The organism is Arenibacter sp. F26102 (genome assembly GCF_023015865.1).
Classification (GTDB): domain Bacteria; phylum Bacteroidota; class Bacteroidia; order Flavobacteriales; family Flavobacteriaceae; genus Arenibacter.
Map to the genome: position 1 here is coordinate 121,050 of NZ_JALKBC010000008.1, position 12,966 is coordinate 134,015.

Below are 12,966 nucleotides of genomic sequence, written 5' to 3' on the forward strand. Positions count from 1 at the left end.
CAAGAAACCATTTATTGTATTGGTGATGAAAAACTACATAAGACACTTTAACGAAATAGACATAAACAATGTCCCCGAAGTGGGAGGCAAAAATGCTTCATTGGGTGAAATGTATCAAAACCTGACTTCGAAGGGAGTTCAAGTTCCTGACGGGTTTGCCACTACTTCTGAAGCTTATTGGCTCTTTATAAAGGAGGCAGGGTTAAAGGACTTCATTTTCATGGAAATGGAAAAATTGGACAAAAAGGATTTTTCCAATTTGAGGGAAGTTGGAACTGCTATACGTAACAAAATTGCCAAAGCACAATTTCCTGAGGCCATTAAAACTTCAGTGGAAAAGGGATACATTACTATGGTGAAGAAATATGGCCCGGAAATCTCCTTGGCCGTCCGCAGTAGTGCAACGGCAGAAGATCTTCCCAATGCCAGCTTTGCAGGGCAACAAGAAACCTATCTTAACGTGAAGGGTTTGGATGAATTGATTGCTGCCTGTCATAAATGTTATGCTTCGCTGTTTACAGACAGAGCCATTAAATACCGAGAAGACAATAATTTTGACCAGACCACGGTAGCCCTATCCATAGGTGTCCAATTAATGGTACGCTCAGATCTGGCCAGTTCCGGTGTTAATTTCACCATAGATCCAGACAGCGGTTTTGATCAGGTAATCCTGATATCCAGCATATGGGGTTTAGGGGAGAATATTGTCCAGGGAAGTGTAAATCCAGACGAATACTTCGTTTTTAAACCCAGTGTAAAAAAGGGGATACACCAACCTATAATTTCAAGAAAATTGGGGAGCAAGGAAAAAACAATGATATATGACCCCTCAGGCAGTGGCACGCTTAACCTCAATACCAAATTAGAAAAGCAAGAACAATTTGTACTAACGGACCCGGAAGTCATTAAACTGGCTGACTGGGCCATAATCATTGAAGAGCATTATGGCCGTCCTATGGATATAGAATGGGCCAAGGACGGATTGACGAATGAGCTGTTCATTGTACAAGCAAGACCAGAGACTGTGCAAAGTGCAAAAAAGGATAAGTTAAGGATTACAACCTATACCTTATTGGAAAAAGGTAGGGAAATTACAAGCGGAATGGGTCTTGGCAACAAAATATCCGCTGGAAAAGCCCGTATAATTCATAGCCCCATGGAATCCGACAAACTACAACCAGGAGAAATTCTTGTTACCGAAAAGACCGACCCGGATTGGGATCCCATCCTAAAAAAGGCGGCCGGTATTATTACCGACCAAGGTGGACGAACAAGTCACGCTGCAATTGTTGCCCGTGAGGTTGGAGCGGCAGCCATTGTGGGTACCCTAAATGCCACTCAAACGATCAAGGATGGCCAAGATATCACCATCTCCTGTGCAGATGGGGATACGGGTGTAGTCTACGAAGGAATACTAAAATGGGATGAAAAAGTGGTGGATACAACAACATTGAAAAAACCATTAACCCAACCCATGCTTATTCTGGCAGATCCAGAGCAGGCCTTCAAGCTGTCGTTTTACCCTACTGCCGGCGTTGGTCTGATGCGATTGGAATTCGTTATCAACAATTCCATCCAAATCCATCCCATGGCGCTAAAACGTTTTGATTCCTTAAAGGATGTCCCAGCCAAAAAACTTATTGATAAACTAACACATCACTACCCTGACAAGGCCAATTATTTTGTACATAAACTTGCAGAGGGCATAGCTACCATAGCGGCAGCTTTTTATCCCAAGGATGTTATTGTTCGAACCAGTGATTTCAAATCCAACGAATACGCCAATTTAATAGGCGGTAAGGAATTTGAACCAATTGAGTCCAACCCTATGATCGGTTTTAGGGGAGCATCACGTTACTATCATCCCAAATACCAAGAGGCTTTTGAAATGGAGTGTAAAGCAATGAAAATGGTTAGGGAAGACATGGGTTTTAACAATGTAAAAATTATGATTCCCTTCTGTCGTACTATTAAGGAAGCTGAAAAAGTGGTTGACCTTATGGCAGATTACGGATTAAAAAGAGGAGAAAACGGCCTACAACTATATATGATGACCGAAATTCCCAACAATGTTGTACTCGCGGAGGAGTTTTCACAATTTTTTGATGGCTTCTCTATAGGCTCCAACGACCTTACCCAATTGACTTTGGGGGTGGACCGCGATTCACAGCTCTTAAGCGACATTTTTGATGCCAATGACCCTGGAGTAAAAAAAATGATCGCCATGGTCATTGCTTCGGCTCGTAAAACCAATACAAAAATTGGACTATGCGGACAGGCACCTAGTGATTACCCCGAGTTTGCCCAATTTCTTGTAGAACAAGGAATCAACTCCATATCCTTTAACCCCGATGCCCTTATCGCTGGAATTAAAAATATAAATGTGGCTGAGGAAAGTAAGATTAGCTTTGGAATGGCGGAAAGTAGTAATTAAATTTAAAGTCAAAATTCGATATTAAAACATAATTATCGGCAATTTTTAAATTGTATAAACTTATAAATTGGCTTCAATTACTGCACAAAAATATTTTTCATTTTTATTCCGACAATTTCACTGACTGGATCCGCTTATTCCGTAATTTAGATATAGGAACAATAAGGAATGTTCCACTTCCCCTTCCAATCTTTAATCTATAACACATGCAAAGAAACAGTTTCATTGCAGCCCTATCTGCACTCGCTACGCTTCCTTTAATATCATTTTCATCAATGGAGAAAGTAATAAAAAGAAAGACCAAGGGCTTTAAAATTAATGCAGGAGAAGGTAGAATACATGGCCACATAAAACTAAAGGGCGTAAATTCCAATATAATGGATGTAAAAATATCCGGTAGTGACAACGATAATGACCTAGCTATATTTGAACAAACTTCACTTTCCCAAGGGAAAGGCACTCCTTTGCATATACACCTACGGCAGGACGAAATATTTTATGTCCTTGAAGGTGCATATTATTTTAAGGTCGGAGGCGAAACCTATAATCTCACAATTGGCGATAGCATATATCTACCTAGGAAAGTTCCGCACGCGTGGACCCAAGTATCTGAAAAAGGTAAAATGCTAGTAATTTTTCAGCCCGCAGGCAAAATGGAGAATATTTTTGTTACCATGGCAGCATTGGATCATGAACCAAATACCAAAGAGATCTCGCAACTATTTGCAGACAATGAAATGCAGGTTGTAGGACCTCCCTTGAAAATTGATTGATCTGTCTCCCAAGACAGTGCGATAAATTGAAACATACCTCATTCAATGACTATTTATTATTAAACAAACACATGCCTTGAACCTTACAATCCATGCAGCAATAGAATGGATATTACTATAAGGTAATGACCAATATCATATTAGATCACCTTCATAATTACTTCCTTTGTTATTACAATTGCAACACCTTATCGTGTGCCGTAATCCAATCTTGTTCAAACAACGATTAAGAATCCGGATTATATTGAAAAAGGACTTTCCAATAATAAAAACGTCCATTTGAGTCCAATGAAAAAAAGGAAAACATATCATTTAGAATGGTATTTCATGTACCCACTGATTTGGAACCAAGGATACCCCCCAAAATTAGTGAAGGTCATTTATTGCAAAATCCAAATTAATTGAATCATGAACAATTATTAACTCCGACTAACATGCGTAAAAAAATAGTAACTCTTACATTAAATCCCGTATTGGACAAAAGCGTTACAGTAGCTGGCATTAGCCCTAACACGAAACTTCGTTGTACTGCGCCAACTTACGATGCGGGAGGAGGTGGCATTGATGTATCCCGTGCCGTTAAAAAATTGGGAATGGATTCACTCTGTATATATCTCGCAGGCGGTCCTACCGGAGAACATTTAAAACAACTTTTGGACAAGGCAGGTATTGACCAATTAGCGATTCCCATTAGGGGATGGACACGCGATAATCTTGCTGTTACCGATACCATTACCAATTTACAATACCGCTTTGGGGTTCCTGGACCAAATGTAGAAAAAGAAGAATGGGAAACCCTACTTGATCAATTGGAAAAAAATTTGGAAGAAGGTGACTATTTGGTGGCCAGCGGTAAATTGCCGCCTGGAATTCCCGATGATTTTTACGTTCAGGTAGCCGAAGTGGCCAAAAATAAAAAGTCAAGGTTTGTATTGGACACTTCCGGTGAGGCTTTGGTAAAGGCCACTAAATCCAAAGTTTTTATGCTTAAACCCAATTTGGGCGAGCTAAGTTCCTTATGCGGGGTAGAATCCATATCCGCTATGGAACTGGAACCATTGGCCAAAAAGTTTTTGAATGAGCATGATTGTGAGATACTAGTAGTCTCTTTGGGTGCAAAAGGAGCCCTATTGGCTACTAAAAACCTAATGGAGCATATTCCCGCACCCACTGTTCTACAAAAAAGTACCATTGGAGCGGGTGATAGTATGGTGGCAGGTATGATCGTGAGTCTGCTTCAGGGCAAAACCTATAGTGAGATGGTAAAATATGGTGTAGCCTGTGGTACTGCAGCTACCATGCATGAAGGTACTCAACTATGCAATAAGAACGATGCGGATAATTTGTACCAATGGGTCCTAAAGACACAAAAGTAAACCAGCAAAAAGTCGATAAATATGGACAAGAACAAAGCTATTGCATAAAAGATTCCTACCATGGAAAATATTCAAAAATTCGCCCTACCTGCCCTCCATGAAGGGGAGATTCCGTTGGCATTCATGAACACCAATGCACCCCATAACAAAGGGATAATTTTGGCAGCTGATGTTGGCGGTACAAAAACAAATTTGGCACTTTTTAAAGTGCAGGCCGGCAATCTGCTTCCATTAAAGGAAAAGTCGTATCCCACGAAAAAATATAAATCCTTTATGGAGATAGTGGCTGCCTTTCATACCAAAGAATTGCCAAGGATAAATGGGGTTTGTTTAGGGCTTGCCGGTCCTGTAACCCAAGGCAAGGTATCTGGAACTAATTTTTCCTGGGACATAGAAAGCGAAGAAATTAGTAGAGAGCTGCATATTAGTTCCGTTTCCTTGATCAATGATATGGAGGCTAATGCCTATGGACTTGCGGCACTCGAAGAAAAGGATTTTGAAACACTAAAATCTGGTCCCAAAATACCAGGTAATGCAGCTCTAATATCGCCAGGCACTGGACTTGGGGAGGCGGGAATGTTCTGGGATGGATTCCACTACCATCCGTTCGCTTGTGAGGGTGGTCATTGCGATTTTAGCCCACGGAATGAATTGGACATAAAGATTTTGCAATACTTCCAACAAAAATATGGGCATGTGAGTTGGGAGAGATTATTATCCGGTCCGGGAATATTAGATCTATATATGTTCTTACGGGCAATTAGTGGCATAAAGGAGCCTCAATGGCTTAGTGATCAAATGTCGGAGGAAAATCCTTCCGCCACCATTACCAAGATAGCCTTGGAAGCAAAAGATTCTGTTTGTGTAGAAACTTTGGACCTTTTCATACGATTCTTGGCTATAGAAGCAGCACAACTCGCTCTAAAATTTAAGGCTACCGGTGGAATATATATAGGCGGGGGCATCTTACCAAAGATTATTAAAGGGGTTAAACGGGAAGTTTTTTACAGCAATTTTATCCAATCCGGGCGTTTAAATTTTCTCTTGGAAATGGTGCCGGTAAAAGTAATCCTCAACGAAAAAACACCACTCCTTGGTGCAGCTTATTACGGTGCTATGGCACTTCGCTGGGATTAGGATTTATTACACTTTTGAATCTGCCAAATATTGATTTGGGATTTAAGACGCAGAATTGGGAATAGTTTAAAAATGTAGGGTCTGATGGTTTTTCTCATTAAAACTCATTAAGCTTACCCTACCGTAGTCCTCCATTTTCTTAACTAGGTCCTTATGGAACCATTTTTTAAGAAACCCCTTCTTTTCCCTTTCCAACATTACCACAATATCCGCATTTACTACTCCTAAATATACTCTCAGTGTATCAAAAACATCCGCTGAAAACAATAGCTCAAATTCAATCTCTGGATAATCTACCTTATTTTGGAGTAATTCTTTAAACCACTCCATCGACAAGTCGCCCCCATATTCGTCATTTGTGGAAATATGCACCACCTTTATCTTAGCCTTTAATGGTTTGGCAATTTCAGTTAGTTTTTGGATGGCATGTATATCTTCCTCCTCAAAATCTGTGGCATAGACTATGGTACGGATATTAATACGATCTACATCCTTAGGTATAGCCAAAACAGGACATGGTGCCTTTTCAATCAGCTTCTTGGTGGTACTGCCCAAAATTAATTCCTCCAAACCGCTTCCTCCCTTAGTACCAACCACAATCATTTGGGCATGCCATTCTTCTGCCTTGGAAATTATCCCTTTTATGACAGAACTGTTTTCTGCTGCCTCCAATCTTATATTAGGCTTTTCCCAATTGTCGCCAAGATGTTCCTTACATAATTTCTCCAATTTGGAACGGTTGGTTTTAAAAGCTACTTCCTGTATATGAGGAAGGGGATTATCAAGTGCTTCGGCCCCTAAAATACTGGGAAATTCAAATATATGGGTAATAACCAAACGTGCGCCGAGTTTTTGACTCAAGGCATGTGCAAATTTCAAAGCAGAGACTGAGTTTTCTGAATAATCCGTGGCATAAAGCAGTGTTTTCATTTTTGAGTTGTATTGAAATATTATGGACTAAACTTGCTGGTCAATTATTATTGCTATTAAACCTATCCCTAATTATATGGTTTAATCCAACAGCAAATTTGAAAGAGGGATAATGTTTGAGCAATAAAATTAGAGCCTTAAGTTGAATCAATAAATGACATCTATCATATAAGGTAATCTTTCTTAGGCCGATCTTCGCATTTGTAATAATGCTTGTTTAAAATAAAGTTTAAGAAATCCAATTGATTTATGAGTAAAGCCATATATATAGCCACCACGGAACCCAATAGTGGAAAATCGATCGTATCCTTGGGCCTTATGCAACTTTTATTGGGAAAAACTGCCAAAGTGGGTTATTTCAGGCCAATTATAGATGACTTTGAAAAGAACAATATCGACGACCATATCGATACCATACTTAAGCATTTTGAGGTGGACCAAAAATTTGAGGATTCCTTTGCCTACACCCGTAGTCAGGTGGTACAACTTAAAAATATGGACAGGGATGATGAAATAATAGGTAAAATCATCAATAAATATAAGGCTATTGAAGATCGGTTCGATATTGTTTTGGTGGAAGGAACCGATTTTTCTGGGGAAGGCGCCATCATAGAATGGGACATTAACGTACTTATAGCTAAGAACTTGGGTATTCCCGCGGTCATCATAGCTAACGGAAAGGGCAAGCCCCTACAAGAATTAGTCGGAAATATATACATGGCCTATGATTCCTTTAAGGAAAAAGGTGTGGAAGTACTGTTAGCGGTAGCCAATAAAGTGCAGCCGGAGAACGTTGATCTTGTGGTTTCCGGACTCAAGAAAAAACTACCCGAAAAAGTGTTGGTAGGGGCTATTCCCCTGAACCCCATTTTGGGAAATCCTACTGTAAAGGAAATTTCACAAAAGCTTTCGGGCAAAATATTGTTTGGTGCGGATTTCATAAACAACCAAGCCGGCAAATTTAGTGTGGGAGCCATGCAACTCCGTAATTATCTCACCCATTTAAAAGAAGATAGCTTGGTAATTACACCGGGGGATCGTGCAGATATTATTTTAGGTGCATTACAGGCCAACATCTCTACAAATTATCCCAATCTTTCAGGGATAATACTAACGGGTGGTCTGTTGCCAGAGGATTCTATCATTAAACTTATTGAGGGTCTGTCCGATATCATACCCATAATTTCGGTTGCAGACGGTACTTTTTCGGTAACCAACCATATAGGTACCATAAAACCCAGAATATATGCAGAAAACAAGGAGAAAATAACAACCTCTATACAAGAATTCGAAAAATATGTCCCAATCAATGAATTGGCGGAACGCCTTATTACCTTTAAGGCCGAGGGGATTACTCCTCGGATGTTCCAGTACAATCTTTTAAAACGGGCAAAATCAGCCAAAAAACATATTGTTCTCCCAGAGGGTGCGGACGAACGTATCCTATTGGCCACTAAAAAGCTAATAGATACCAATGCAGTTATAATTACCTTGTTGGGTGACCCTGAGCAAATAAAGACAAAAATTACGGAGCTGGATATTAATTTGAAATCCAGCAGCATCAATATTATAGACCCTAAATCGTCCCCTAATTTTTTGGATTACGCCAACACCCTGTACGAGCTGCGCAAGAATAAAAATGTTAATCTCGCAATGGCGAAAGACCTTATGGAGGATGTCTCCTATTTTGGAACCATGATGGTCTACAAAGGCCATGCCGATGGTATGGTCTCCGGAGCCATTCATACTACCCAGCATACCATAAGGCCGGCATTGCAATTTATAAAAACTAGACCAGAGGTCTCCATAGTTTCATCGGTGTTCTTTATGTGTCTCCCCAATCGAGTTACCATATTTGGGGATTGTGCCATAAATCCAAATCCCACAGCAGAACAATTGGCTGAAATTGCCATTTCCTCGGCAGCTACCAGTACCGCTTTTGGCATTGAACCCAAGATTGCCATGCTATCCTATTCCTCTGGAGCCTCCGGGGTAGGTGAAGACGTGGATAGAGTGCGCAAGGCTACGGAAATTATAAAAATGAAACGGCCCGATCTAAAAGTGGAAGGGCCCATTCAGTACGATGCTGCAGTGGATATAAATGTGGGCAGAAGTAAACTTCCGGATTCTGAGGTGGCCGGTCAGGCCAGTGTTTTTATTTTTCCGGACCTCAATACAGGAAACAACACCTATAAGGCCGTGCAAAGGGAAACTGGTGCCTTGGCCATTGGTCCAATGTTGCAAGGCCTGAACAAGCCGGTAAACGATCTAAGCCGTGGCTGTACCGTAGACGACATATTTAATACTGTAGTAATTACTGCCATACAGGCACAAGGCCTTTAACTTAAATAGATAAATTTAATACTATGAACATACTGATCATCAACGCTGGCAGTTCTTCCATAAAATATCAATTGATTCAAATGCCTTCGGAGCTATTGATCTGTAAGGGGGTGATAGAACGTATTGGCTCAAAAAACTCCACAGTGAACTATAAAACCGATACTGTGGATTCTGAGGAAATAGAGGAAATATCCAATCACAATGTAGGGTTCCTAAAAATGGCCAAGCTATTGATGGACCCCAGGAATGGGGTTATTAAAAATGTCAACGATATTGGAATTGTAGGCCACCGGGTGGTACATGGTGGAAATACCTTTTCAAAAACAACCTTGATTACACAGGAAGTAAAAGATAAAATCCAAGAACTGTCCGTCCTTGCCCCATTGCACAATCCACATAACCTGGAAGGAATAGTATTGGCCGAAGAGGTTTTTCCCTCTGCCAAACAAATTGCTGTTTTTGATACCGCTTTTCACCATACAATGCCTGTTATGGCAAAAAAATATGCCGTGCCCAATGAACTTTATACCGATCGCCGTATCCAGGCCTATGGTTTTCATGGCACCAGTCATAAATATGTGTCCGAAAGGGCCATTTCCTATCTACAATTGAATACATCCAAAATAATTACCATACACTTGGGCCATGGTTGCAGTATGACCGCGGTGAGGGATGGAAAAAGTGTTGATCATTCAATGGGTTTCACCCCTTCCAACGGACTTATCATGGGCTCTAGAAGTGGAGATATAGACCATGCACTGATTTTCTATTTGGTAAATAGTTTGGGATATAGTTTGGAAAAGGTAAAAACACTACTCACCAAAAAAAGTGGCATGCTCGGACTTACAGGTCATAGCGATTTAAGGGATATTGAAGCCAAAGCAGCATCAGGAAATCAGGAATGTATTCTAGCTTTGGAAATGAACGCTTACCGCATAAAGAAATATATCGGCGCCTATGCTGCCGCTATGAACGGTTTGGATGCCCTGGTCTTTACCGCGGGTATCGGGGAGAATTCCAGTACACTTAGGAAACTTGTATGTTCAGAAATGGACTATTATGGCATAGTCCTGGATGCCAGTAAAAATGATATAAAGTCATCCGACATCCGGGAAATTAGTAACGCCAAGGCAGAGGTAAAAATATTGGTCATACCTACCAACGAAGAGCTGGAGATAGCCAAACAGGCCTACAATCTATCTCAAAATCAATAAAATGGATACCATAGGTTTTTCGTTGATTATTGGATAAATCCAATTTTCCACCATTATTGATCATTAGTATAAAATACGTGAAATACGCCAGTGAAAAGGCTAACCTTTATTCCTTTTTTGCTTTACATGTCTTAATTCCAAACGGAAGGTACAAAGGACAAAAGCCCATAAAACTGGTAAGAAAAAAGACAATCGCCAATATCACTAGGACAATGCCGAGGGCTCCTGAGATAGTACCGTTATAATAAAGCGCAATCAAAGCCGCAGCGACAACAAACCGGAAGATTCGGTCTACATTACCCATATTTTTCTTCATAATTATAAATTTAAGTTAGACATTAAATAAGGAGCCAACAGCCAAGTTTGTATGGATTCGGAAGCTCTTTTTATGGTTGATTTTACAAATATTCAATTTAACACTTCAAAGTAAAGGGATATGTATACGTCCTCAAATGACATATATCATTTCAGGGGTCATTAGGTTTAAATAAATTTGGAACCGACCTCATTATTTAACATATAAATTATCATGGAAAAAGAAATCATTTATAATTCCAACTTACATTTTGAACACGAAACTTGGAGACGCGAGCTCTTTTTTTGGAAGGATGAATTGATATTTTTCAATATTAGGCTTAGTGAATTGGTCACTAGATGGACCAAAAAAGAGGTGCTGAAGCAACTGGAACACTTTCAAAATGAATTTATCCTACACGGAGGAGTAATAGAGGATATGTTGGAAGCTATTGAAATACATGAAACCCGGATAGCCGGACAAAATCTAACGGGACAGGATGCCATAGACACCACAATGGTAAAAAAACACATGGAGTTTAGGAAAAAAATGGAGATACAAGAACAGATCTATGCCGATCTAAAAAAAGACTTCTTCCGATTTTTGACCAAATATCTATAATTTATATGTTCGGAATAAAACTTCCCAAGAAACAAAACCTCAAAAGATACAACACGCTATTTGGGGTACTTACGAAATATGGTTTTGAGGACGTTATGGCCAGTAGCAAAGCCAAAAAGTTCATCCCTAAAAATTACCTCGCCAAACATCCGGAGACAGAAAAGCTATTATCAATATCTACGTTTGAGCGAATCCGAATGGTGCTGGAAGAACTAGGTCCCTCCTATGTAAAATTGGGGCAGATTTTGAGCAACCGTGACGATATGTTACCACCAGGTTTAATTAAGGAGCTTGAAAAGTTGCAAGATCAAGCGCCATCCATGCCGAACTTTGAAGTGGAAAAAATTATATCTGCAGAACTGGATATTGATTGTTCCCAATATTTCCTATCCATTGAACCCACCGCACTTGCAGCCGCCTCTTTGGCTCAGGTTCATAAGGCGCAGCTGCTTAATGGCAATTGGGTTGTGTTAAAAATACAGCGACCAAACATATCGGAAGTAATTGCCTCCGATATTTCCATTATGAAAGAAGTGGCCATGGCCTTGGAAAAATATAGTGCCCATATAAAGGCCATTCAGCCCCTGAAGTTGGTGGAATCCTTTGAAAAAAGCATCACCGAAGAGCTTAGCTTTTTAAGGGAAATGGATAATTTGGAACATTTTGCCAAAAATTTTGAGGGTAACGATGCCATATATGTTCCCAAGGGATATCGCGAACTGAGCACCGACCAGATTTTATGTATGGACTGGGTTGACGCAATTAAGGTTTCAGAACTTGAAAAGTTAAGAGAACAAAATATTGATTCCAGGGCAGTGGCAAAAGTTGGGGTGGACCTGTATTTGGAACAGGTTTTGGAACATGGCTTTTTTCATGCCGATCCGCATCCGGGAAATATATTTGTTCTCCCGGAGGTCCAAAAAATCTGTTTCATAGATTTTGGGATGATGGGAACCATAATGCCCAATGACAAGGAATCCTTAATGGAACTTCTCCTTTGTTTTTTAAAAAAAGATGTAAAGAAAATAATTCCAATTCTTAAGAAAATTGCCTTAAAGACCGATATCCCGGATGAAAAAAAACTGGAATATGATTTATATGAATTAGTGGAAGGCATTAGTAATACATCTATTCGAAACATTAAGTTGGGAATCACATTGGAACAATTTAAAAATGTTCTTTACGAGAACAAGATTACCATACCCCACTACTTGTATATTCTTATTAGGGCTTTGGTCATTATTGAAGGTGTAGGACTAAAATTAGATCCTGAATTCAACATTACGGATAATCTAAAACCATATATGGCCAAAATTACCCGCAAACGCTTTGGCCTAAAACGACTTTTTCAAAAGAATGTAAATCGATTTCAGGATTACAATGCTTTGTTGGACAAATTACCGGCAGACATTAATGAAATTGTGGATAAGATCAAGGACGGAAAATTGGTCATAGTGCATGAGCACAAAGGTCTCAACGACTTTAGAAAAACATTAAAGACTGCTTTTAACCGTTTGGTCTATGCTGTTATTATTGCTGCCCTATCTATTGGTTCTGCTCTTTTGGTAATGGCAGATATGCCTCCGAAGATTAGCGGAATACCGTTATTGGGTGCCATAGGTTTTTTACTTTCCGCAGTTATTGGATTAGTTATATTGATATCCATTTACAGGAATAAAGAATACTAAGTCTTCCAATTTTATTTTACACCTGCCCCCCTGCAGCAATGAACATTTTGTATTCCATTGTAGGGTTGATAACGGATTGCACCAAACTTTCACTCGTCATTTTTTTTAAACAGGACCTAATTGTTATCTTTATTCCTATCACGGTTTAACAGCCT

The 12,966-nt window shown here is 39.8% G+C and carries 10 protein-coding genes; 8 read left to right on the plus strand and 2 right to left on the minus strand.

Annotated features, from left to right (window positions below):
- Positions 1 to 25: 25 nt before the first annotated feature.
- From ppsA to glk, 4 genes are all read left to right on the plus strand, one after another.
- Positions 26 to 2,434, plus strand: a complete 2,409-nt coding sequence (gene ppsA / locus MWU78_RS13245) for a phosphoenolpyruvate synthase (RefSeq protein ID WP_246998483.1) — start codon at positions 26 to 28, stop codon at positions 2,432 to 2,434.
- A gap of 206 nt (positions 2,435 to 2,640) precedes the next feature.
- Positions 2,641 to 3,207 carry a cupin domain-containing protein gene (locus MWU78_RS13250; RefSeq protein ID WP_246998485.1) on the plus strand — a complete coding sequence of 189 codons (567 nt, stop codon included), beginning with the start codon at positions 2,641 to 2,643 and terminating at the stop codon, positions 3,205 to 3,207.
- A 434-nt stretch (positions 3,208 to 3,641) separates the two neighbouring features.
- Entirely contained in the window at positions 3,642 to 4,583 is a 942-nt protein-coding gene (locus tag MWU78_RS13255) for a 1-phosphofructokinase family hexose kinase (protein WP_246998486.1), read from the plus strand.
- A 60-nt stretch (positions 4,584 to 4,643) separates the two neighbouring features.
- Positions 4,644 to 5,720, plus strand: coding sequence for a glucokinase (glk, locus tag MWU78_RS13260; protein WP_246998487.1), 1,077 nt, complete (start codon positions 4,644 to 4,646; stop codon positions 5,718 to 5,720).
- Between the two features lie 66 nt (positions 5,721 to 5,786).
- On the opposite strand, the gene MWU78_RS13265 is transcribed toward glk, so the two are convergent.
- On the minus strand, positions 5,787 to 6,650 hold the full coding sequence (locus MWU78_RS13265) for a universal stress protein (protein WP_246998488.1): 864 nt from the start codon (positions 6,648 to 6,650) through the stop codon (positions 5,787 to 5,789).
- 249 nt (positions 6,651 to 6,899) lie between these two features.
- Between MWU78_RS13265 and pta the strand changes: the two genes are divergently transcribed.
- Together pta and MWU78_RS13275 are read left to right on the plus strand one after the other, a co-directional pair.
- Positions 6,900 to 8,993: a phosphate acetyltransferase gene (gene pta / locus MWU78_RS13270; protein WP_246998489.1), complete on the plus strand. Its 2,094-nt coding sequence runs from the start codon at positions 6,900 to 6,902 to the stop codon at positions 8,991 to 8,993.
- Between the two features lie 23 nt (positions 8,994 to 9,016).
- Positions 9,017 to 10,207 (plus strand): acetate kinase, encoded by a 1,191-nt coding sequence (locus MWU78_RS13275; RefSeq protein WP_246998490.1) that lies wholly within the window; start codon positions 9,017 to 9,019, stop codon positions 10,205 to 10,207.
- Between the two features lie 106 nt (positions 10,208 to 10,313).
- Here MWU78_RS13275 and MWU78_RS13280 read toward each other — a convergent pair whose 3' ends face one another.
- Positions 10,314 to 10,523 (minus strand): DUF2892 domain-containing protein, encoded by a 210-nt coding sequence (locus tag MWU78_RS13280; RefSeq protein WP_246998491.1) that lies wholly within the window; start codon positions 10,521 to 10,523, stop codon positions 10,314 to 10,316.
- 213 nt (positions 10,524 to 10,736) lie between these two features.
- On the opposite strand from MWU78_RS13280, the gene MWU78_RS13285 reads away from it, so the two are divergent.
- Together MWU78_RS13285 and MWU78_RS13290 are read left to right on the plus strand one after the other, a co-directional pair.
- Positions 10,737 to 11,123 carry a hypothetical protein gene (locus MWU78_RS13285; RefSeq protein ID WP_246998493.1) on the plus strand — a complete coding sequence of 129 codons (387 nt, stop codon included), beginning with the start codon at positions 10,737 to 10,739 and terminating at the stop codon, positions 11,121 to 11,123.
- Between the two features lie 5 nt (positions 11,124 to 11,128).
- Positions 11,129 to 12,811 (plus strand): AarF/UbiB family protein, encoded by a 1,683-nt coding sequence (locus tag MWU78_RS13290; protein ID WP_246998495.1) that lies wholly within the window; start codon positions 11,129 to 11,131, stop codon positions 12,809 to 12,811.
- Positions 12,812 to 12,966 lie beyond the last annotated feature (155 nt).